The sequence below is a fragment of the Streptomyces sp. NPDC104814 genome (assembly GCF_055583185.1).
The window spans coordinates 198,547-220,116 of sequence record NZ_JBVJOL010000003.1; the positions used below are offsets into that span (position 1 = coordinate 198,547).

Annotated in this window: 18 protein-coding genes; 10 read left to right on the forward strand and 8 right to left on the reverse strand. The window is 71.7% G+C overall.

The window, feature by feature from the left end; genetic code table 11:
* Window positions 1-169 precede the first annotated feature (169 nt).
* Window positions 170-1,078: an NYN domain-containing protein gene (locus tag ACZ64A_RS14025; RefSeq protein WP_469810820.1), complete on the forward strand. Its 909-nt coding sequence runs from the start codon at window positions 170-172 to the stop codon at window positions 1,076-1,078.
* A 4-nt stretch (window positions 1,079-1,082) separates the two neighbouring features.
* Here ACZ64A_RS14025 and ACZ64A_RS14030 read toward each other — a convergent pair whose 3' ends face one another.
* Window positions 1,083-2,072 carry an alpha/beta fold hydrolase gene (locus ACZ64A_RS14030; protein ID WP_469810424.1) on the reverse strand — a complete coding sequence of 330 codons (990 nt, stop codon included), beginning with the start codon at window positions 2,070-2,072 and terminating at the stop codon, window positions 1,083-1,085.
* Window positions 2,073-2,181: 109 nt separating this feature from the next.
* A complete protein-coding gene (locus ACZ64A_RS14035) occupies window positions 2,182-4,968 on the reverse strand; it encodes a DEAD/DEAH box helicase (protein WP_469810425.1) in 2,787 nt (928 codons plus the stop codon).
* 541 nt (window positions 4,969-5,509) lie between these two features.
* Here ACZ64A_RS14035 and ACZ64A_RS14040 point away from each other — a divergent pair.
* Window positions 5,510-6,247, forward strand: coding sequence for a ferritin-like fold-containing protein (locus ACZ64A_RS14040; protein ID WP_469810427.1), 738 nt, complete (start codon window positions 5,510-5,512; stop codon window positions 6,245-6,247).
* Between the two features lie 241 nt (window positions 6,248-6,488).
* Here ACZ64A_RS14040 and ACZ64A_RS14045 read toward each other — a convergent pair whose 3' ends face one another.
* The 4 genes from ACZ64A_RS14045 to ACZ64A_RS14060 form a co-directional block, all read right to left on the reverse strand.
* Entirely contained in the window at window positions 6,489-6,755 is a 267-nt protein-coding gene (locus ACZ64A_RS14045) for a hypothetical protein (protein ID WP_469810428.1), read from the reverse strand.
* Window positions 6,756-6,971: 216 nt separating this feature from the next.
* A complete protein-coding gene (locus tag ACZ64A_RS14050) occupies window positions 6,972-7,199 on the reverse strand; it encodes a DUF3107 domain-containing protein (protein WP_361631291.1) in 228 nt (75 codons plus the stop codon).
* A 165-nt stretch (window positions 7,200-7,364) separates the two neighbouring features.
* Entirely contained in the window at window positions 7,365-8,009 is a 645-nt protein-coding gene (locus tag ACZ64A_RS14055) for a TetR/AcrR family transcriptional regulator (protein ID WP_469810429.1), read from the reverse strand.
* 190 nt (window positions 8,010-8,199) lie between these two features.
* Complete coding sequence (locus ACZ64A_RS14060; protein ID WP_469810430.1) at window positions 8,200-8,424, reverse strand: hypothetical protein; 225 nt, start codon at window positions 8,422-8,424, stop codon at window positions 8,200-8,202.
* 278 nt (window positions 8,425-8,702) lie between these two features.
* Here ACZ64A_RS14060 and ACZ64A_RS14065 point away from each other — a divergent pair, with 278 nt between their 5' ends.
* From ACZ64A_RS14065 to moeZ, 7 genes are all read left to right on the forward strand, one after another.
* Window positions 8,703-9,719 (forward strand): alpha/beta fold hydrolase, encoded by a 1,017-nt coding sequence (locus ACZ64A_RS14065; protein WP_469810432.1) that lies wholly within the window; start codon window positions 8,703-8,705, stop codon window positions 9,717-9,719.
* 8 nt (window positions 9,720-9,727) lie between these two features.
* Window positions 9,728-11,527, forward strand: a complete 1,800-nt coding sequence (locus tag ACZ64A_RS14070) for a DUF3152 domain-containing protein (protein WP_469810433.1) — start codon at window positions 9,728-9,730, stop codon at window positions 11,525-11,527.
* A 264-nt stretch (window positions 11,528-11,791) separates the two neighbouring features.
* Window positions 11,792-13,624, forward strand: a complete 1,833-nt coding sequence (locus tag ACZ64A_RS14075; RefSeq protein WP_469810434.1) for a DUF3492 domain-containing protein — start codon at window positions 11,792-11,794, stop codon at window positions 13,622-13,624.
* Window positions 13,621-14,967 carry a hypothetical protein gene (locus tag ACZ64A_RS14080; protein ID WP_469810435.1) on the forward strand — a complete coding sequence of 449 codons (1,347 nt, stop codon included), beginning with the start codon at window positions 13,621-13,623 and terminating at the stop codon, window positions 14,965-14,967. The genes ACZ64A_RS14075 and ACZ64A_RS14080 overlap by 4 nt, the downstream gene beginning before the upstream one ends.
* Window positions 14,968-15,073: 106 nt before the next feature.
* Complete coding sequence (locus tag ACZ64A_RS14085; protein WP_469810436.1) at window positions 15,074-16,033, forward strand: NAD-dependent epimerase/dehydratase family protein; 960 nt, start codon at window positions 15,074-15,076, stop codon at window positions 16,031-16,033.
* Window positions 16,021-16,773: a spherulation-specific family 4 protein gene (locus ACZ64A_RS14090; protein WP_469810438.1), complete on the forward strand. Its 753-nt coding sequence runs from the start codon at window positions 16,021-16,023 to the stop codon at window positions 16,771-16,773. The genes ACZ64A_RS14085 and ACZ64A_RS14090 overlap by 13 nt, the downstream gene beginning before the upstream one ends.
* A gap of 63 nt (window positions 16,774-16,836) precedes the next feature.
* Window positions 16,837-18,015: an adenylyltransferase/sulfurtransferase MoeZ gene (moeZ, locus tag ACZ64A_RS14095; RefSeq protein WP_469810439.1), complete on the forward strand. Its 1,179-nt coding sequence runs from the start codon at window positions 16,837-16,839 to the stop codon at window positions 18,013-18,015.
* Window positions 18,016-18,884: 869 nt separating this feature from the next.
* On the opposite strand, the gene ACZ64A_RS14100 is transcribed toward moeZ, so the two are convergent.
* Window positions 18,885-19,085, reverse strand: a complete 201-nt coding sequence (locus tag ACZ64A_RS14100; protein ID WP_469810440.1) for a dehydrogenase — start codon at window positions 19,083-19,085, stop codon at window positions 18,885-18,887.
* A gap of 74 nt (window positions 19,086-19,159) precedes the next feature.
* Window positions 19,160-19,435, reverse strand: a complete 276-nt coding sequence (locus tag ACZ64A_RS14105) for a hypothetical protein (protein WP_469810441.1) — start codon at window positions 19,433-19,435, stop codon at window positions 19,160-19,162.
* A gap of 602 nt (window positions 19,436-20,037) precedes the next feature.
* Between ACZ64A_RS14105 and ACZ64A_RS14110 the strand changes: the two genes are divergently transcribed.
* Entirely contained in the window at window positions 20,038-21,492 is a 1,455-nt protein-coding gene (locus ACZ64A_RS14110; RefSeq protein ID WP_469810443.1) for a hypothetical protein, read from the forward strand.
* Window positions 21,493-21,570 lie beyond the last annotated feature (78 nt).

Consider the following 21,570-nt stretch of genomic DNA (forward strand, 5'->3'; position numbering starts at 1 on the left):
GACCACTGGGCGTCGGTGCCCGCGATCCGTACGTCTTAGTCAACCCGTTGCGTGTTACGAACATTCCCTACGCTAAAGAAATTTTTCGAACGACTAATTACTGACGAGTAAGACGTCCACTGCGGGACCGAACGGGACCGGTTGTGTTCACAGCGTGACCAACAGGACAATGGAGACGATGAACGACGACCCGGCGGCCCTGGCCGCCCGCATCGACCGCACGAACGAGCTGCTGCAGCGCATGCTCGCCGAGGTGGCCAAGACGCCCTCCACCCACGCGATCTTCGTGGACGCGGGCTACCTCTACGCGGCCGCCGGACGCCTGGTCGCGGGCACCGAGGACCGCCGCGCCTTCGACCTCGACGCCGAGGGGCTCATCGAGGCCCTCATCGACCGCGCCCGCTCCGTCTTCGCCGACAGCCGCCTGCTGCGCGTCTACTGGTACGACGGCGCCCGGCGCCGTATCCACACCGCCGAGCAGCAGTCCATCGCGGAACTCCCCGACGTCAAGGTCCGCCTGGGCAACCTCAACGCCAACAACCAGCAGAAGGGCGTCGATTCACTGATCCGCACCGACCTGGAGTCCCTCGCCCGGCACCGCGCCATCAGCGACGCGGCCCTGCTCGGCGGCGACGAGGACCTGGTGTCGGCGGTCGAGGCGGCCCAGGGCTACGGCGCCCGGGTGCACCTGTGGGGCATCGAGGCGCCCGAGGGCCGCAACCAGGCGGAACCCCTGCTGTGGGAGGTCGACAGCCAGCGCACCCTCGACCTCGACTTCTTCAAGCCGTACGTCTCCCGGCGCACCGCCGCCACCTACGAGGGCGCGCAGGCCACCCCCCGGCCCACCCGCGAGGCCGTCCGCTTCGTCGGCGCGCAGATCGCGGCGAAGTGGCTCGCGGCGCGCGGGCGCGAGGCCCTGGTGGAACTGCTGCCCGGGCATCCCTATCTGCCCGGCTCGGTCGATCAGGACCTGCTCGTCGAGGCCGAGGGCCTGCTCCAGTACTCCCTGCGCGGCCAGGCGGACCTGCGGCGCGCGCTGCGGGACGGGTTCTGGGAGCACCTGCAGGGGCAGTACTAGGCGCTCAGGCAGGCGGCCTGCCGGGGACCGCGTCCCAGAAGTCGGCGAGCGCCCGGGCCGTCGCCGCCGGCTGGTCGGCGTTGGGGGAGTGCTCGGCGCCCTCGACGACCGTGCGGCAGGCGTGCAGGCTTACCGCCATGTCGTCCAGCAGCGGCACCGGCCAGGTGTCGTCATGGGCGCCCGACAGCACGTGGAACGGCAGCGGGAGAGCCGCCAGTTCGGCGACCCGGTCCGGCTCGGTGACCAACTGCCGCCCCGCGGCCAGCAGTTGCGCGGGACGGGTGTTCAGCCAGCGTTGCCGCAGCTGCTCCGGGCTCACCGGGCCGCGTGCCGGGCCGCCGACCTCCTCCGGCGGGCCCATCGTCTGCATGACGTCCCACACCTCGGCCATCGTCATCACCGCGAGCGCGTCCCGCAGCAGCTTCACCCGCTGCTCCTGTGAGACGGAGATCTGCGCCGGCCCCGAGGACATGAGGGTGAAGGAGCAGAACGGCGTGTGGTCGAGCAGTACGGCCGCCCGGCACAGCTGCCCGCCGAGCGAGTGCCCGAGCAGATGCACCGGCTCCCCGAGGGCCGCCGCCTGCGCCAGCACGTCCCGCGCCAACTCCCCCTGGGCGTACGGCGACTCGTCGTCCGCCGGGCCGTCGGACTCGTTCTGCCCGCGTCCGTCCACGGCGACCGTCCGGTACCCGCGCCCGGCGAGCGGCGCGTGCAGCAGCGCGAAGTCCTCCTTGCTGCCGGTGTATCCGGGCACCAGCAGCGCGACGCCCCGCTGAGCGACGCCGGGCGCCACGGGCATGTCGACGACGGCGAACCCCCCTCGCGGGGTGCGAAGCGAGTACGCGCGAGCACCGGGGGGTGGGGGGAAGGGGGAGGCGGGGGAGGGGGACTGGAGTTGTCTTTCGGTGGGCTCGGCTTCGGTGGGCTCGCCTTCGAAGGACTGGGCTTCGAAGGACTCTGTTTCCGAGGACTCGGAGGAACGGGGATCGGTCACGAGCCGAGGATATGCATGACGGAACCTCCGGCGGTCGTCCCCCACAACGCCGGCGGCCCGGCCCACTCGAGGTGGACCGGGCCGCCGGCGTTGTGTGTGGCCGCGAGGGTCAGTCGTCGGCCGACTCCGGGGCCGCTGCCGCGACCTTCCGCGTGCGGCGGGCCTTCGGCTTGGCCTCCGGCTCCGCCTCCGCCGTGGCGGCCGCGGCGTTGCGGGTGCGGCGGACCGTCTTCGGCTTGGCGTCGGTCTCCGGCTCGGCGGTGGCCTGGGCGGGGATCTCGGCGGTCGCCTCGGTGGCGGCCTCGGTGGCCTTGGTCGCCGCGGTCTTGCGGGTGCGGCGGGCCTTGGGCTTGGCCTCCGTACCCTCGGCCGTGTCGACGGCCGCCTCGGCGGTCGCCGTGGCCTTGCGGGTACGGCGCGGCTTGGCCTCGGCGGTCTCCGTCGCCACCGTCGCCTCCGGCTCCGCGGTGGCGGCGGCTGCCGTCTTGCGCGTGCGCCGGGTCTTCGGCTTGGCCTCGGTCGCCTCGGCCGTGTCGACGGCGGCCTCGGCCGTCTCCGTGGCCTTGCTCGCCGCGGTCTTGCGGGTGCGGCGCACGGTCTTCGGCTTGGCGTCGGTCTCCGGTTCGGCGGTGGCCTGGGCGGGGATCTCGGCGGTCGCCTCGGCGGCTGCTTCGGCGGTCTTGGTCGCCGCGGTCTTGCGGGTGCGGCGGGCCTTGGGCTTGGCCTCCGTACCCTCGGCCGTGTCGACGGCCGCCTCGGGGGCTGCCGCAGCGGTCGCCTCGGTGGCTGCTTCGGTGGCCTTGGTCGCCGCGGTCTTGCGGGTGCGGCGAGCCTTCGGCTTGGCCTCGGTGGCCTCGGTGGCCTCGGTGGCCTCGGCGGTGTCGACGGCGGTCACGGCTGCCTCGGGGGCTGCCGCAGCGGTCGCCTCGGTGGCTGCTTCGGCGGTCTTGGTCGCCGCGGTCTTGCGGGTGCGGCGAGCCTTCGGCTTGGCCTCGGTCGCCTCGACGGCTTCCGTGGTCCCGGCGGTCGCCTCGGTCGCCGGAGCGGCGTCCTCGGTGCTCGCCGTCGCCTTGCGGGTGCGGCGGGCCTTCGGCTTGGCCTCGGCGGTCTCCGCCGTGTCGACGGCCGCCTCGGCCGCCGTCTCGGTCACGGCCGTCTCCGTCGCTGCCGCCGCCTTGCGGGTACGGCGGCGCGGCGCGGCGGCCGGAGCCTCGGTGACCTCGGCCTGCTCCGGAGCCGACGGGGCCGACGGAGCGGTCGCGTCGGTCACCGGCATGACCTCGGCCGGAGCCGTGGCGGTCTCCGCCGGCTTGCGGGTACGGCGGCGCCGCGACTTCGACGAGGTCTCGGGCGTGTCCAGCTCCGCGCTCTGCGACGCCGTGACGGCTGCCTCGGCGGCCGGCGCGGCCTGGGCCGTCGTGGCGGCGGAGGCGGTCTGGGCCGTCGTGGCGGCCGCGGCACCGCCGCGGGTGCGGCGACGGCGGCGCAGGACGCGCGGGCCGTCCTCGGTGCCCTCGGCCGTCGCGGTCGCCTCGGCGGCCGCAGCCGTCTGCTCGGCGCCAGCCTCCAGCGGCGCCCCGCCGCGCGTACGGCGGCGACGGCGCGGCGTACGGCTGCGCTCGCGCTCCGCCTCGCGGTCGTGGGAACGGGGGGCCTCCTCGCGGCGGCCGCCACGGCCACCGCGGCCACGGGCAGCCCGCCCGCCCGGCTCGCCCAGGTCCTCGAGCACCTCGGCGTCCAGGCCGGCGCGGGTGCGCTCGGAACGCGGCAGGGTGCCCTTCGTGCCCTCGGGGATGCCGAGGTCGGAGAACAGGTGCGGGGAGCTCGAGTACGTCTCCGCCGGGTCGTTGAAGTCCAGCTCCAGCGCCTTGTTGATCAGCTGCCAGCGCGGGATGTCGTCCCAGTCGACCAGCGTGATCGCCGTACCCTTGGCGCCCGCGCGGCCGGTGCGGCCGACCCGGTGCAGGTACGTCTTCTCGTCCTCGGGGGACTGGTAGTTGATGACGTGCGTGACACCCTCGACGTCGATGCCGCGCGCGGCGACGTCGGTGCAGACGAGGACGTCGACCTTGCCGTTGCGGAAGGCGCGCAGCGCCTGCTCGCGGGCGCCCTGGCCGAGGTCGCCGTGGACCGCGCCGGAGGCGAAGCCGCGGCGCTCCAGCTGCTCGGCGATGTCGGCCGCCGTGCGCTTGGTCCGGCAGAAGATCATCGCGAGTCCGCGGCCCTCGGCCTGCAGGATGCGGGCGACCATCTCCGGCTTGTCCATGTTGTGCGCGCGGTAGACGAACTGCTTGATGTTCGCGACCGTCACGCCCTCGTCGTCCGGCGCGGTGGCGCGGATGTGCGTGGGCCGGGACATGTAGCGGCGGGCGAGACCGATGACCGCGCCCGGCATCGTGGCCGAGAACAGCATGGTCTGCCGCTTCGCCGGCAGCATGTTGATGATCTTCTCGACGTCGGGCAGGAAGCCGAGGTCGAGCATCTCGTCGGCCTCGTCGAGGACCAGGCACTTGACGTGCTTGAGGTTCAGCTTCTTCTGGCCCGCGAGGTCGAGCAGGCGGCCCGGGGTGCCGACGACCACGTCGACGCCCTTCTTCAGGGCCTCGACCTGCGGCTCGTAGGCGCGGCCGCCGTAGATCGCCAGCACGCGCACGTTACGGGCCTTGCCCGCCGTCAGCAGGTCGTTGGTGACCTGGGTGCACAGCTCGCGGGTGGGGACGACGACGAGCGCCTGGGGAGCGTCGGTGAGGGCCTCGGGGGCGGCGCGGCCGGCCTCCACGTCGGCGGGGACGGTCACGCGCTCGAGGAGCGGGAGGCCGAAGCCGAGGGTCTTGCCCGTGCCGGTCTTGGCCTGGCCGATGACATCCGTGCCCGAGAGGGCGACGGGGAGGGTCATCTCCTGGATGGGGAAGGGGGTGATGATGCCGACGGCTTCAAGCGCCTCGGCGGTCTCGGGAAGGATTCCGAGCTCTCGGAACGTCGTAGTCAGGGTGCTGCCTCTTCTGTGTGCGCGGTGCGAGGCGAGCGCGGGGGTCGTGTCGGACCGTGCCGGGGACGTCGGCTGCCTTACGGAAAGCCGGGCGGGCAAGCCGTAGTGCACGGGACCACTGCCGACGCTCGAGCGCTCGTACCGCTGAGGGTGTCCCCCCTCCGGGGCCGTACGCGTGCTGCCGTACGGTCGGGGAGGGCTGTCGGGTCGGAGCCGATCGGGCCACCGACCGGGCATCCTCATACGTGCGGCCCGTCGAGACACTACGTCGGAACACGACCGAGTATTCGGCAGGCGCATTACCACCATACCCCGGATCGGCGCACACGCGATGGCCGATTCGGTCACGTTGTCGTCGTCACATCCGTACGGTGGAGATCGGCGCGGCCTCCGGCACTGTGGTGACCAGGGCCTTCCGTCCCGCGGCGAGCGGGCTATTGTGCGCTGCATGACGAGCTCTGACAAGCCTGACCACGCCTCCGACGCACCCACGGGAGTCGCCGCCCAGGACTGGGCGACGGCCTCCGCCGAACCGCAGTACCGGGCCGCCGTCGTGGACCTGCTCGGCGCGCTCGCCTACGGCGAGCTGGCGGCGTTCGAGCGGCTCGCGGAGGACGCCAAGCTCGCGCCCACGCTGGCAGACAAGGCGGAGCTGGCCAAGATGGCGTCGGCCGAGTTCCACCACTTCGAGCGGCTGCGCGACCGTCTCACCGAGGTCGGCGAGGACCCGACGCTGGCGATGGAGCCGTTCGTCGCCGCGCTGGACGGCTTCCACCGCCAGACCGCGCCCTCGGACTGGCTGGAGGGCCTGGTCAAGGCGTACGTCGGCGACTCCATCGCCAGCGACTTCTACCGTGAGGTCGCGGCCCGCCTGGACGCCGACACCCGGTCGCTGGTGCTGGCCGTGCTGGACGACACCGGCCATGCCGGCTTCGCCGTGGACCGGGTGCGCGCGGCGATCGACGCCGATCCGCGTGTCGGCGGCCGCCTGGCGCTGTGGGCGCGGCGGCTGATGGGCGAGGCGCTGTCGCAGTCGCAGCGGGTGGTGGCCGACCGGGACGCGCTGTCCACGATGCTCGTGGGAGGTGTCGCGGACGGGTTCGACCTCGCGGAGGTCGGGAGGATGTTCTCGCGGATCACGGAGGCGCACACCAAGCGGATGGCCGCGCTGGGCCTCGCGGCCTGATCGGGGTCGTCCCTCGGGGGACGGTTGCGGTGGCCTCGCGGCCTGGGCGGGTTTTGCCCTGTGGGGCCCGTTGCGCTGGGCCTCGCGGCCTGGGCGGGGTTCGCTCCGTGGGGGCGGTTGCGGGGAAGTGCGCGGCTGCCGGTTCGTCGTGGCCGGTCGCGCAGTTCCCCGCGCCTCTTGGGCTTCGGCTTCGCCGTCGCCCCACGGGGTTCGGCTTCGCCATCGCCCCTTCGCGCTTCCGCTACGCCGTCGCTGATCGGCGTAGACGGCCTGCGGGGCGCAGGAGCAGGGAGAGGGAGGCCGCCGAGACGATCGTCGCACCGATCAGGCCGGGCAGGACGCTGTCGGTTCCCAGTGCGCTGTGGGTGACGAAGTCGCCGAAGAGGGCGCCGGCGACGCCCGTCGCGAGGACCAGCGCGCGGGCCGGCAGGCGGTGCGACAGGCGGTGCAGCGCGGCCCACGCCAGGACCAGACCGAGCACTGCCGAGCCGAGCGCTTCGAAGATCATCGCGGGTCCCTCCCAGACGACCGGACATTGCACCGTAGGCGACACCCACCCGGTACCAAGGTCGTAGCCGGTCATACCCGTGACCTGCGAAATCCAATCATCGGCTGTGAGGCTTCTGTGCCCCGCCCACGGAGATCCGGTGACGGGAACGGCGAAGGGGGCCGACGGTTCCACACCGTCGGCCCCCTCCGCTCGCGCGTCCGCAGCGCGGCGTCCCTACAGCGCGCCGAAGCCCACCTTGCGGGGAGCCGGCTCGCCGATCTCGACGTAGGCGAGGCGGTCGGCCGGGACCAGGATCTTGCGGCCGTGCTCGTCCTTGAGGCTCAGCAGCTGCGACTTGCCGGCCAGCGCCGCGGCCACCGCCTGCTCGACCTCCTCGGCGCTCTGACCGCTCTCCAGAACGATCTCGCGGGGCGCGTGCTGCACGCCGATCTTGACCTCCACGGCTATGTCCCTCCGACGGTCAGTGAAGTGCGCGACCTTCCGCGCCGTACCCAGCACACATTAGCCCGGTGAGGGGACCCGCACGCTCCGCGCCGGGCACGCCAACAGCGAACAGCCGACGGGAACAAAGTCCCGTCGGCTGTCGTGGGCCCCGCGAGGCGCGTGTCAGTGGTGCTGCTCGTTGCCGTGCAGCGGGAAGCCGGCGATGCCGCGCCAGGCCAGCGAGGTCAGCAGCTGCACCGCCTGGTCGCGCGGCACGCTGCGGTCGCTGTGCAGCCAGGAGCGCGCCACCACCTGGGCGAGACCCCCGAGGCCGGAGGCCAGCAGCATCGACTCCGCGCGCGAGAGACCGGTGTCCTCGGCGATGACGTCGCAGATCGCCTCGGCGCACTCGTTCGTGACCTTGTCGACGCGCTCGCGCACCGCGGGCTCGTTCGTCAGGTCCGACTCGAAGACCAGGCGGAACGCCCCGCCGTCGTCCTCGACGTACGCGAAGTAGGCGTCCATGGTCGCCCGCACGCGCTGCTTGTTGTCGGTCGTCGACGCCAGCGCGTTGCGCACGGCTTGGATCAGCGACTCGCAGTGCTGGTCCAGCAGCGCGAGGTAGAGGTCGAGCTTGCCCGGGAAGTGCTGGTAGAGCACCGGCTTGCTGACGCCGGCGCGCTCGGCGATGTCGTCCATCGCGGCGGAGTGGTAGCCCTGCGCCACGAAGACTTCCTGGGCGGCGCCCAGCAGCTGGTTCCGTCGGGCACGGCGCGGCAGCCGCGTACCCCGCGGGCGTGCCGCCTCTGTCTGCTCGATGGCTGTCACGCCGCCTCCCAAAGTCGTCCACATGCGGTGTGCGCCGCGCCGCCATCGTACTTTTCGGTAACCCGGGTGTGCGCGGTGCGAGCGCAGAATTTCACGGACCGGACGGTGGCGAAAGTCGGGTAAAGAGTTTCAAACCGGATCCGAGCGGGCAAAAAATGGCCTCTCTCCAGCTCAGCGGGGTGCCCGGAGGTCAGCGGTAGTCGTCCTCGTCGAGCGAGACGACGCGCGCCTGCTCGATCAGGTCCGCCTCGTTCGCCCGGGCGGGGTCCACACCGGTCAGCGGGTCGTCGCGGTCGGGCGCGACGTCGGCTTGCTGCTCGGCCGCGTCCGCGTCGGGCGCCTCGACGTCGAACTCCGTGGCGCCCTCCTCCGCGATCTCCTCGAACGTCTCGGGGTCGGTGGGGTCGACGGCCATGGACGGGCTCCCTTCCTACGAATGTCCCTGGGAAAGCAGGGGGTCACACCCGGGTGCCCTGTCCTGAGCGTAGGAGACACCCGACGCGGACGCCATGCTGCACACGCCTGTACGCGTGCGTGGCCGCACGCCGCGCGTGACGTCCACGCGTGCGTGGCCGTACGTCCACGCGTGCATGGCCGTACGTCCGCGTCGGGCCGTGTGCCCCTTGGGGTGGCGGCGACCCCTGTGACGCCGAACACGTGAACCATTGCGTGATCGTCTCGTAACATTGCCGCATGTCTTCGACCGAGCTGCCGTCCGTGCCGCCCACCAACCTGGCCCCGAAGGCGGCACCCGTCAGGGTTTCGGAGGGCGAGCGGCTGACCTCGGTCGGACTGCCCGGCATCACCCTCGCCGTGCGCTCGCGTCCCGCCGCGCGCGAGGGACTGCCGCCCGCGCTGTACGTCCACGGGCTGGCCGGTTCCTCGCAGAACTGGTCCTCGCTCATGGCCGAGCTGGACGGCGTCGTGGACAGCGAGGCCGTCGACCTGCCGGGCTTCGGCGACTCGCCGCCACCGGACGACGGCGACTACTCCGTCAGCGGGCACGCGCGCGCGGTGATCCGCTACCTCGACGCGTCCGGCCGGGGCCCGGTCCACCTGTTCGGCAACTCGCTCGGCGGCGCCGTCTCTACGCGCGTGGCCGCCCAGCGCCCCGACCTGGTCCGCACGCTCACGCTCGTCTCACCGGCGCTGCCCGAGCTGCGCATCCAGCGCTCCGCCGTGCCGACCGCGCTGATCGGTGTGCCCGGCGTGGCCCCGCTGTTCACCCGGCTGACCCGCGACTGGACGGCCGAGCAGCGCGTCCGCGGTTCCATGGCCCTGTGCTACGGCGACCCCTCGCGCGTGTCGCCGGAGGCCTTCCGGTACGCCGTGGAGGAACTGGAGCGGCGCATGCAGCTGCCGTACTTCTGGGACGCCCTGGCCCGTTCCGCGCGGGGGATCGTCGACGCCTACACACTGGGCGGTCAGCACAGCCTCTGGCGCCAGGCCGCCCGCGTCCTCGCCCCCACCCTGCTCGTCTACGGCGGCCGTGACCGGCTCGTCGGCTTCCGTATGGCCCAGAAGGCGGCGCGCACCTTCCGCGACGGCCGCCTGCTGACCCTGCCGGAGGCCGGGCACGTGGCGATGATGGAGTACCCCGGGGCGGTGGCCGCCGGCTTCCGTGACCTGCTGGCCGACGTGGAGCGGACCGCGTCCGGCTCCACCGCCGTGTCCCTGTCCGCATCCGAATCCGCGAGCCAGGGGAGCTGAGGCGCGACGTGGGACGCCACAGCAGGCGGGGGCCGGCGCCCAAGAAGGCGCCCGGCGACAGTACGGCGGCGGCGGGAGCGGGGCGCGGGGGAGCACCGGCTGCGCAGCCGCCGGCATCGGGGGCGGGGGAGAACGCAGGCCCGGGCGAGTCCTGGGCCGGTCCCGGTCCCGTTCGTGGACTGCCGACGCCCGGGGCGCCCGTGCCAGGTGCCCCGATGGCGGGGGCACGGAGTCAAGGTGCGCGGATGCCGGGCATGCCGAGCACGCCGGGCTTGGGCATGCCCGGGCCGGGTGCGCGGATGCAGGGTGCCCCGATGCCGGGTGGGTCACCGGTTTCACCGGCCCAGGGTGGGTCGACGCGTGGCGCGCCGACGCGGGGCGTACCGCCTCGGAGCGCGCCGGCCCGGGGCGGGGCCGGGCAGGCCGACGGGACGCCGGCGCACGGCGTGCCACGGGTCTCCGACGGCACGCCCGCGCACGGCGTTCCGCAGTTCTCCGACGGGACGCCCGCGCACGGTGTGCCGCGGTTCTCCGACGGGACGCCCGCGCACGGCGTTCCGCAGTTCTCCGACGGGACGCCCGCGCACGGTGTGCCGCGGTTCTCAGGCGGCACCCCGGCTCACGGCGTGCCCCGGGTGCGGGGTGGTCATCCCGAGCAGCGGGAAGCCGGCGGTGGCTGGGGCGAGTCGGCCGGGCCCGGAGCCGGACGCGGGCGGCCTGCCGGGCCGCAGGTCGCAGGCGTTCCCCTGCCTCGGCAGCGCAAGGCGCCGTCGGCCGGTCCCCGTCAGGATTATCTGGACGCCTTCGAGGGCATCGACGGCAAGCGCCCTGGCCCCCACGATGACGTCTTCGTGCGTCCCCGGACCACTCCCGACCGTCCCGCCGGGCCCTCCGCCGCAGCCCGGGCCGGCTCCACCGGTGCCGCGGCCCCGCCCGGCGCCCGGACGCCGGACGCCGGCCCCGCCGACGACGAGCAGCCCGGCCGCGCCGAGGGCGGCAAGAGCACCAAGGGCGGCAAGGGCCGCATGTTCACCGGCATCGCGGCCGCCGCCGTCACCACCGTGCTCGCCGTCGTCGTGGCCGGGCAGGTCGCCGGCGGCCACGGGGACGGCGTACACGCGCAGTCGGCCACCGACCAGGCGCGCGACGCCCGTGACTCCGCCTCGCGCGGCGACGGCCGGCCGAACGCCTCCGTGCCTGCCGCCCCGATGACGTACGAGCAGAAAATGGCGCAGAAGTACCCGCTCGGCGCCACCCTCAAGGGGCCGGGGACCTTCGCCACGGTGCCCGGCACCGACAAGGCGCCGGGCAAGGGCCAGAAGTACACCTACCGCGTCGACGTGGAACAGGGCCTCGGTCTCGACGGTGCGCTGTTCGCCGAGGCCGTGCAGAAGACGCTCAACGACCCCCGCAGCTGGGCACACGGCGGCGCGCGTACCTTCGAGCGCGTCTCCTCCGGCAAGCCCGACTTCGTCGTCACGCTCGCCAGCCCCGGCACCACCGCCACCTGGTGCGCCAAGTCGGGCCTGGACACCACCGAGGACAACGTCTCCTGCGACTCCGCCGCCACCGAGCGCGTGATGATCAACGCCTACCGTTGGGCGCAGGGTTCCCCGACGTACGGCGATCAGATCCACGCCTACCGGCAGATGCTGATCAACCACGAGGTGGGCCACCGTCTCGGCCACGGCCACGTGACCTGCGACAAGGACGGCGCACTCGCCCCGGTCATGCAGCAGCAGACCAAGTTCCTCGACCACGACGGCATCCACTGCCTGCCCAACCCCTGGCCCTACCCGGGCCGCTGAAGGCCCCTGACGCCCGGCCCGCCCGCCGCCCCTGACCCGCGACGCGGCGGCGCTCGGCATCGGCGCGCCGGATGACGGTTCGCAACCACGTGATCTCTTAGCGCGACCGAACGCGACCCGCACGGGAAAGTTACGACCGTTCACCCCTTTTGGTGGCGCGACGGACAACCGTCCGTCGCGCCACCGCCTTGTCCGCATACGTTCGTCCCGCTGCGAGCCGCCGGACCAACGGCGGCTCCCCACACGGAGATCGGGGGTGTACGCGTGCGCATCGGACTGGTCACGGAGGGTGGCTACCCGTTTCTGAACAGTGACGCCGGGCCGTGGTGCGACCGGCTCGTGCGCGGGCTCGGGCAGCACGAGTTCGACATCTACGCGCTCAGCCGCAGTCGGTGTCAGGAGGACGAGGGCTGGGTTCCGCTGCCGCCGCAGGTCAGCAGGGTGCGGATGGCGCCGCTGTGGACGGCCGACGACGACGGCGTGAGCCTCGGGCGCCGTGCGCGCCGGCGCTTCGCCGAGTGCTACGGCGAGCTGGTGGCCGCACTCTGCGCCGAGCCGTCGGCCGCCCCCGCGCACGCCCCGGAGACGGCGCACACGCCCGAGGCGGACCGTTTCAGCAACGCGCTGTACGGCCTCGCCGACCTCGCCCGCGACGAGGGCGGGCTGGTCGGCGCGCTCCGCTCGGAGGGGGCGGTACGCGCCCTGGAACGCGCCTGTCGCGCGCCCGGCGCACTGCGCACCGCACGCGATGCACGGCTGGCGGATCTCCTCACCGTCGCCGCCCACCTGGAGAGCGCCCTGCGCCCCCTCTCCCTGGACTGGTACGACGACGCCGGGCTCGGCTCGGCCGACGTGTGTCACGCCGCCTCCGGCGGTCCGGCCGCGCTGCCCGGCCTGCTCGCCGGCCACTTCTTCGGCGTACCCCTGCTGGTGACCGAGTACGGCGTCCGGCTGCGCAGCCACTATCTGGCGCACGGCGCCGGCCAGGACGCCGCGCCCGCCGTACGGGCCCTGCTCGCCGCCTTCCACGGCCGGCTCGCCACCGAGGTCTACCGCCGGGCCGCCTGTGTCACGCCCGGCAACGCACACGCCCGCCGCTGGCAGGAACGCTGCGGCGCCGAGCGGGACAAGCTGCGCACCGTATACCCCGGCATGGACGCGAGCCGCTTCACCGAGGTGGGCGAGGCGCCCGACGCCGCCGACCCCGACACCCTCGTGTGGATCGGCCGGATCGAACCCGCCAAGGACCTGGTGTCGCTGCTGCACGCCTTCGCCGAGGTCCGCAAGGAGGAGCCGGGCGCGCGGCTGCGGATCGTCGGCCCGTCGGCCGGCGCCGAGGGCGAGGCGTACCTGGCGCACTGCCGGGCGCTTGCCGCCCAGCTCTTCCCGGACGAGGCCGACGGACTGCACGCCGTCGGCGACAACCCCGTCTCCTTCGAGGAGATCGGCGGCCCGGAGCTGCCCACCCTCGCCGACGCCTACGCGGCGGGCGCTGTCGTCGTGCTGTCCAGCGTCGTCGAGGGCTTCCCGATCGGGCTGGTCGAGGCCATGTTCTGCGGCCGCGCGACCGTCTCCACCGATGTCGGCGCGGTCGTGGAGGTCATCGGCGGTACCGGCCTCGTCGTACCGCCGCGCAACCCGCGGGCGCTCGCCGAGGCGTGCGTGGCGCTGCTGCGCGACCCCGAGCGCCGTGCGCGCCTGGGCGCGGCCGCACGCGCGCGGGCGCTGGAGCTGTTCACCGTTGAGCAGAACGTCGCGGCATTTCACGGCATTTACCTGGAGCTGGTCTCCCGCTGCCCGGTCAATCGCGTCGTCCTCGACGACACAGGCGAGCCGCTGCCCTTCGGCGTCCCGGCCGAGGCTCATCTGCCCGGCCGCTGGAGCGACTCGGGCGCCCGGGTGGTGGCCCATGGCGGCCCGGGCTGGGCCACGGCACCGGTACGGGCGGCGTCGCGGGCCGGCACCGTGCCCGTCCCTGCGGCATCGCGGGGCGGCGCGGCGGAGGTCTCGGCGGCGTCGCGTGGCGGTGCGCCGGAGGTCTCGGCGGCGTCGTGGGGCGGCACCGTGCCCGTCCCGGCAGGGGAGGTGGCGCGATGAGCGACACGGGAGAGTTCGACCGTCCGGGGACGCCCGGCAGCCCCGGCGCGTGGGACACGCGGTCGGCCCAGCTGCTGGACGAGGACGGGGCGGGGGCGTTCGCCGACGGGACGGGTGGAGCGGGGGGTGCCCCCGCGGCCAGCGCGTGGTCGGACCCGCCGGAGCGCCCAGCCGCCGCTGCGGCCCCCACCGCTCCCTCCGCCCCCGCCGTTCCCTCCGACCGCAAGCCGCCCGCCCCCCGGCGCGGGGCCGTGGACCCCGTGAAGGCCCTGATGCACCGGCACCGGGAGCTGTGCGAGCGGGCAGTCGACCCGCTGGAGATCGCCGCCGGCCTGGAGGCGCACGGCGTCACCGACCGCACCGCCGCCCGCTTCCGCCACCGGGACGTCTTCTCCCTCGCGGAGGAGATGTACGCGCGTGTGCCCCGCACCGGCGACACCCCCGCACCGCCCCCGGCCGGTACCCCACCGGAGCGGCCGCGCGCCACCTGGCTGCTGTTCTCCCTGCTGCCCGGCACCCTGTGCGCCGCGACCCTGACCGGCCTGCGCCTCACCGACGGCCGAGCCCGACTGTGCGTCGGCGTGGCCGGCATCCTCGCCGTGGCCGTCGCCCTGCGGGCCGTCCTGCGCCGGGGTCCGCTCGGAGCCCCGCAACGCCCCCACCCGGGGATTCGCCTCGTGGGCACCCGCGCGTGGACCTGCTGGCTGCTGGCCTACGCCGCCCTGGGTGACGCCCTGTTGTCGGACGCCGTCACCGGAGGCCCCGACGGCCTGCCCGACGGCACCGCGGCAGGCGCCTGGCCCTTCGCCGCCGCGCCGGTCCTGGCGCTCGCCCTCGCCTGCGCTCCTGCCGCCTGGTGCGCCCACCTCCTTTCGGCCCGCGCACGCCGCGCACTCGCCGCCAGCCGCGGCCTGGAGGAGTTCGCCGCCGCCCTGCGGCCCCTGCTGTTCGGCATCGTCGCCCTGTTCCTGGCCGCGCTCACCGCCCTGCTCGCCCTGTGCGCGTCGATCCTCGGCGAGCACGCCGGCTACGCCCAGACGCTCACGCTCGGTGCCCTCCTGTTGCTCGCCCGCCTCCTCGCCACCCACGGCTCCACACGCGCCCCCGGGCTCGTCCTCGCCGTCACCGCAGGTGGCGAGGCCGCCGTCCTGGCCGTGGTCTTCACTGCCCGGCTGCCCGGCTGCGGGTTCCTGGCCACTCCGGTCGAGGCACTCGTCGACGCCCCGGGCCCCGGCGGCGTTCCCGCCCTGCTGTGCGGGGCGGCCGCACTGACCTTGCTGATCCACGCGACCCGCACCCTCACCCGGGCCTCGGCCCACGCGCGAGCGGACCACCACCGGTGAGCCGCCGGCAGCCCACCCCCCACCGGGCCGCACGTCATCGCAACACCCCTGAAGGAGAAGACCAGATGATCACCTCCCGCGAGGACTCGGCCCGGGGAGCCGCCCGATGAGGGTCCTGCTGATCGGAGCCAACGGTTTCCTCGGTCGCTTCGTCGCCGACCGCCTGCTCGCCGACCCGGCCGTCCAGCTCACCGCGCTCGGCCGCGGCGACGACGCCGATGTCCGCTTCGACCTCGCCAGCGGCAGCCCGGGCGCGCTCACCCGCTTCCTCGACGCCGTGCACCCCGGAGTCGTCATCAACTGCGCCGGCGCCACCCGTGGCGGTGCCCGCGACCTCACCCGGCACAACACCGTCGCCGTCGCCACCGTCTGTGAAGCACTGCGCCGCAGCGGCTGCGGTGCCCGTCTGGTGCAGATCGGCTGCGGTGCCGAGTACGGCCCCAGCCAGCCGGGCTCCTCCACCGCCGAGGACGCCGTGCCGCGCCCCGGCGGCCCGTACGGCGTCAGCAAGCTCGCCGCCACCGAACTGGTCCTCGGCTCCGGCCTGGACGCCGTCGTCCTGCGGGTGTTCTCGCCCGCCGGGCCCGGCACCCCGGCCGGCTCCCCGCTCGGCCGGCTCGCCGAGGCCATGCGACGCGCCATGCAGTCCGGCGACGGCGAACTCAAGCTCGGCGGCCTCGGCGCGCAGCGGGACTTCATCGACGTCCGCGACGTCGCCCGCGCCGTGCACGCCGCCTCGCTGTCCGCCGCCCAGGGGGTCATCAACATCGGCTCGGGACGCGCCGTGCGGCTGCGCGACGCGGCCGCGACCCTCGCCCGGGTCGCCGGGTACGGCGGCGCGCTGCACGAGCTGGACGGTCCCCCCGGCGCCCTCCGGTCGACGATCGGCCACCCGCGCGCCGACGCCGACCACGTGGCCCCGATGGCGTACCCGTACCCCGACGGCTGCGGGAGCTGGCAGCAGGCCGATGTGCGCACCGCGCGCGACCGGCTGGGCTGGCGGCCGCGGATCAACCTCGAGGAATCCCTCGCCGACATCTGGATGGAGGCGGCATGCCGCATCTGACCAGCACGACGGCAGGAACCGCCGGCACGGTCCTGCGCACCGGACTCGGCCTCCCCGGCCTCGCCCACCCCCTGGTCGCACCGGCCGAGTGGGGCGAGCTCACCCGGCCCGGCACACCGGTGCACTGGGTCGTCCTCGACGTCGCCGACGGCCCCGGCACCCGCCCCGACCCGCACTGCCTGGAAGCCGCCGGCCGGCTGCGGAACGCGGGCGTGCGCGTCCTCGGCCGGCTGGACGCCGCGCGCCCGGCCGGCGATCTGCTCGGCGACGCCGAGCACTACCTCGACTGGTACCAGGTCGACGGCTTCCTGCTGCACCGCTGCCCTGCCGACCGCGCCGACCTCCCGGCGGTGCGGCGGACGGTCTCCGCGCTGCGGGCCCGACGTGACGATGCCCACATCGTCCTGGACCACGGCACCCACCCGTACCCCGGCTACGCCGAGAGCGCCGACCAGTTGGTGACCTTCAGCGGCGCTTGGAGCGACTACCGCTGGTCGCAGGCGGCCGAGTGGACCGCGGACTACCCGCCGGAGCGCTTCTGCCACTTCGTGCACGGGGTGCCGCACCCGCATCTGGAGGAGGCGCTGCGCATCGCCCGCTGGCACGGCGCGGCCACGATCTGGTTCACCGACCGGGTGGCCGACGGCGGCCGAGGGTCCGGGAACACGGATGCGTGGACGACGATGCCCGGCTTCTGGGACGACATTGTCTCGCGTATCGGAACAGGTGTCTCGGAATGAAAAAGACCATGGCACTGTTACGGGGAGAACAACCGTAGTGATTGACCGACCAACGGAGTCCCCGTGTCGTTGCCACCCCTGGTCGAGCCAGCAGCTGAGCTCACCGTAGACGAGGTCCGCCGGTACTCCCGCCACCTGATCATCCCCGACGTGGGGATGGACGGGCAGAAGCGGCTGAAGAACGCCAAGGTGCTCTGTGTGGGCGCCGGCGGCCTGGGCTCGCCGGCGCTGATGTACCTGGCCGCCGCGGGCGTCGGCACGCTCGGCATCGTGGAGTTCGACGAGGTCGACGAGTCGAACCTGCAGCGCCAGATCATCCACAGCCAGTCCGACATCGGCCGCTCCAAGGCCGAGTCCGCGCGGGACAGCGTCAAGGGCATCAACCCGTACGTGAACGTGATCCTTCACGAGGAGCGGCTCGAGGCCGACAACGTGATGGACATCTTCAGCCAGTACGACCTGATCATCGACGGCACGGACAACTTCGCGACGCGTTACCTGGTCAACGACGCGTGCGTGCTGCTGAACAAGCCGTACGTGTGGGGTTCGATCTACCGCTTCGACGGCCAGGCCTCCGTGTTCTGGTCGGAGCACGGTCCCTGCTACCGCTGCCTCTACCCGGAGCCCCCGCCGCCCGGCATGGTCCCCTCCTGCGCCGAGGGCGGCGTCCTGGGCGTGCTGTGCGCGTCCATCGGCTCCATCCAGGTCAACGAGGCCATCAAGCTCCTCGCGGGCATCGGCGAGCCGCTGGTCGGCCGCCTGATGATCTACGACGCCCTGGAGATGACCTACCGCCAGGTCAAGGTCCGCAAGGACCCGAACTGCGCGGTCTGCGGCGAGAACCCGACCGTCACCGAGCTCATCGACTACGAGGCCTTCTGCGGCGTCGTCTCCGAGGAGGCCCAGGAGGCGGCCGCCGGTTCGACGATCACTCCCAAGCAGCTCAAGGAGTGGATCGACGACGGCGAGAACATCGAGATCATCGATGTCCGCGAGCCCAACGAGTACGAGATCGTGTCCATCCCGGGCGCCCGTCTCGTGCCGAAGAACGAGTTCCTCATGGGCACCGCCCTCGAGGGCCTCCCGCAGGACAAGAAGATCGTCCTGCATTGCAAGACGGGTGTCCGCAGTGCGGAAGTCCTCGCGGTCCTGAAGTCCGCGGGCTTCGCCGACGCGGTCCACGTCGGCGGCGGCGTCATCGGCTGGGTCAACCAGATCGAACCGCACAAGCCGGTGTACTGATCACCGCTCTCGCCCACCAGCGAGACTGACGAAGCCCACGGCTCTGACCTTGTCGGATGCCGTGGGCTTCTGTCGTTGCCGGTCGGCGTCGGGTGACCTCGCACGGCCCAGGGACGGCCCGGGCGCGGCCTGGCCCGAGGGCCAGCGGCTTACCTCGGAACCGCGGATGCTGCTTTCGCAGTCATGTCGTGTCGTGGACACAGCCAAGCCGAGATCCAACGCCTGTCTCCCCTGGGCGGGCTCCGCACTATTCGGAGCCGTCATGGGCTGCCTCAGCTGGTCCCTCACCGTCTGGGCGCGAGCGTATTGCGACGCGGGATACGACGCCGGCGGGCGCCTCGAACTCAACTTCTTGTTCCCTTTGGTTGTAGGAGCCGAAGCGATGGTGGGGCTCATGGCGCGGGCCATCGGCCGACGTCTGGTGTTTCGCGCGCCAACAGCGGTCCGCGCCACAGTGCCGACCCTGCTGGTGCTTGTTGCGACGGTGTGGCTCGCCTGGTGGCTCTTCGCGACCCGAGGAACACTCGACGGCTATCCCGGCGACTCGGGCCTGTGCCCTGCGAGCAACGTCCCGCCACAGTGGCCTGGCTGGATGCCCGCCTGATCAACCACGCCTGATCACCGGCGGCCGTGACCTGCGGACGCCGAATCGATCAACGCCCTGACCTGCTGCCGAGCTGTCGACGTTGGTCACCATTGAGCGCCCTTCCACGGCCCGAGGACGGCTCGGGAAGGGCAGCACGCGCGTGAGCGCCGCTTTACAAGTTCGCTCTCGCCCCAGTCCGACGGGGGCCCGCCTCGGACACCGGTGCCGCACACGACCGCCGGTTGCCGCGGCCGTCCGCTGCTGTTGATGTCACTCGTGGATGTCAGAGACCCAGCTTCGGGAAGGGACAGACCTCCAGCGGCTCATCCGGCCGGTCGGCCCAGCCCCACCACACATGCCGACCGGCACACCGCCACAGCGCTCGACAAGTTCGCCGGCCATCGTCCTCCCGCTTGCAGAGCACGAAGCCGCCGAACCGCATGGGCTGGCTGCACTCGGGACAGGCGAGGGCTTCGTCGGTCATGCGGAGCACCCTAAGACTGGACTGGTGCGGCGCCAGGACAACGTCTGTCGCCGCACCTGCCATTGGCGTCCTGCCTACAGGTTCTGCTTCAGCCAGTTGCTACCGCGGTCGTTGAATCCGGCCCAGGCAGCTGCCCCAGTCAGCTCAACGACGAGAAGCTCATCATTCGCATCCATGTGGCGCCACAGTGCGTCACGTACCTCGGTGAGGCTCTTGGTCGTCTTCACGATCCAAGTGGAGTCGAGGTGGTGCCACCAGGTTCCCTGCGCCTTGATCGCCTCACAGAGCGAGTCGTAGTCCTGCCCGGGACGGTTCAGGTCGTAGCCGATGAGGACAGATTTCAGAGTCATGAACACCTCATTTCTGAGGTCTACTCATCAGTCGCGGACACTTGGACAACAGCGTCCGTCGTTATAGGGTCCGAAGGCGCGACCAACGCATGGGCCCCAACCGATGACTCGACCTCAAGTCGAGGCCCCGGATGGGGCCTTCTTTCTTCGATCGAGAGTAGTAGAGCACCCCGGCGACCTCGACGGCAAGCAAGAACCCAATAGGTTGTGTTACCGAAGAGTAAGTACCACTACATGTTGTGGTCGGGGGTTGAGCTGAGGCGAACTCTCAACTGTAGCGAGCGCCACTGACAACAAGACGCTCCGTCGCCCGGGCCGGCGAAGTCCAGGGTGAGTCAAGCAAGTCCCTGTGTGAGTGTCCTCGGCAGGGCCGACCACCGGGCGTTCATCTGATTGATGACGACCTTAGAGGCATGGACCGCCTCGGGGCTCCGTCGGACACCCTGGGCGGTCGCCTCTCCATCGCGTCGACCAAGCCCGGGGCCTTGCAGGTACCGACTGCTGCGTACTCACCAGTTGGCTCCGTCGCCCAGGCGCTCTAGCGCTGTGTGTCCGTGGCGTCTACAGTCTGTGATCCGTAACTGCACCTTGCTGGGGGGGCCATGCGAGTTTCGGAAGAGTTCCACCTCGGACGGACGCAGCCGTCGCTTGATTTTGTGGATGTCGACACGACGAAAGACGTGCCGGTTTTCCTCGACCCCCGCGCAATTCGCATCCAAGATAGTTCTTGGGCCGCCGAATGTGAAGCTCTCCTCCAGTCCTTCTTTACTGAAGTGTTGGAAGCGGTAGGCGCACAAGACAAGGCGCGCTTGTCCGAGCTCCTGGGTAGGCTCGGCGAACCCAACGAGACGCATCTCGGCTTTTCTATCGGACGCTCCCGAGGTAGAGGCTTGGGCGGGGTTGGTGCCGAGAAGGTAGTCGACACCCTCACACGTAGCAAAGCGGCCAGGACGGGCCTACTAAGCGATCTGGAAGATACATCCCTGCTGATTCCCGGAATCGGTCGGGACATAGTCTCAGATATAACGACACACGTCATCCGAGGGGCACTTATCGGCTACACCCAAGCAGCCTGCGATTTCTACGAGATACCAATGGAGCTGCAACATTCAGGCCCCGTCTGGAATCCAAACTCGCTGGAGTGGCAGGAAGACTTCATAGCCCTCCCCCGAGCTGGCGGTGAGGAGGGAGATAAGCTCCTGCTCGTCCCCAAGTCGGTCGTTCGACATGACCTGATCTTCAACAAAGACAGGTACTACAACGGGTACCTGGCGCCACTCCTAGAGCAGGAGGAAATCCAAGCAAAGACAGAGTTGGTGAAGATACTGAAAAATGGCAGCCCGCGCGTGTCTCGACTGGAGCTCAAGGCCAAGTACGGCGCCGACAAGCTAGCCATTATTGAACACACCGCTAAGTTCCCTCACGCCTTGCCCAGCTACAGGAAGTCCACATCGAAGCTATCGTGCCCTCCCCTGACACATTATGAAGTGGCGCACCTGACCCAGACGCCAGAAGTGGACTATCTGGCCTTGATGGAGCAGGTCGAGGCGATAAGTGCCGGGAATGGCGGAGCTTCGATGTATCACCGGGCTGTCGAGAGCCTACTCACGGCCCTGCTTTACCCATTTTGCTCGAACATGAAAATCGAGGCAGAAATCCACGAGGGGCGAAAGCGAATAGACATTCTTTACGATAATGTCGCTGGCGTCGGATTCTTCGACTGGGTTGCCCGGCGGCATGGGTCTACCCTCTTGCCGGTAGAGTGCAAAAACTATTCTCGTGAACCGGGAAACGAAGAGCTTGACCAAATCTCCGGTAGATTTAGCCGCGAGCGGGGCTGGGTTGGCGTCATCACATGCCGGAGTTTCCAGGATAAGGATCTCTTTCTGAAGCGGTGTCGCGATACCGCCAAGGATGGCCGCGGCTTTGTTATTGCCCTGGACGATTCTGATCTTCGCGAGCTTGCGGAAGAGGCGCAGGAGCGCCGCAATTCAGGCCTCAGTCATCAGGGCGAGTTCCCGTTGCTGCGGCAACGGTTCGGATACTTGATCAACTAGGTCGGTGGAGCGGCTTTGGGCTGGAGCTGATTTGGCGCGAGTGATCATGGCCCATTACGCTAGCCAGCGGATCGGGCA

Excerpts from the sequence above, each read along its gene's own strand:
- ACZ64A_RS14105 (WP_469810441.1), bottom strand. The coding sequence starts at position 19,435 with ATGACTCTGAAATCTGTCCTCATCGGCTACGACCTGAACCGTCCCGGG.
- ACZ64A_RS14080 (WP_469810435.1), top strand. The coding sequence starts at position 13,621 with ATGAGCGACACGGGAGAGTTCGACCGTCCGGGGACGCCCGGCAGCCCC.
- ACZ64A_RS14100 (WP_469810440.1), bottom strand. The coding sequence starts at position 19,085 with ATGACCGACGAAGCCCTCGCCTGTCCCGAGTGCAGCCAGCCCATGCGG.
- ACZ64A_RS14085 (WP_469810436.1), top strand. The coding sequence starts at position 15,074 with ATGAGGGTCCTGCTGATCGGAGCCAACGGTTTCCTCGGTCGCTTCGTC.
- ACZ64A_RS14060 (WP_469810430.1), bottom strand. The coding sequence starts at position 8,424 with ATGGCCGTCGACCCCACCGACCCCGAGACGTTCGAGGAGATCGCGGAG.
- ACZ64A_RS14045 (WP_469810428.1), bottom strand. The coding sequence starts at position 6,755 with ATGATCTTCGAAGCGCTCGGCTCGGCAGTGCTCGGTCTGGTCCTGGCG.
- ACZ64A_RS14110 (WP_469810443.1), top strand. The coding sequence starts at position 20,038 with ATGCGAGTTTCGGAAGAGTTCCACCTCGGACGGACGCAGCCGTCGCTT.
- ACZ64A_RS14025 (WP_469810820.1), top strand. The coding sequence starts at position 170 with ATGGAGACGATGAACGACGACCCGGCGGCCCTGGCCGCCCGCATCGAC.
- ACZ64A_RS14090 (WP_469810438.1), top strand. The coding sequence starts at position 16,021 with ATGCCGCATCTGACCAGCACGACGGCAGGAACCGCCGGCACGGTCCTG.
- ACZ64A_RS14040 (WP_469810427.1), top strand. The coding sequence starts at position 5,510 with ATGACGAGCTCTGACAAGCCTGACCACGCCTCCGACGCACCCACGGGA.
- ACZ64A_RS14065 (WP_469810432.1), top strand. The coding sequence starts at position 8,703 with ATGTCTTCGACCGAGCTGCCGTCCGTGCCGCCCACCAACCTGGCCCCG.
- ACZ64A_RS14035 (WP_469810425.1), bottom strand. The coding sequence starts at position 4,968 with ATGACCCTCCCCGTCGCCCTCTCGGGCACGGATGTCATCGGCCAGGCC.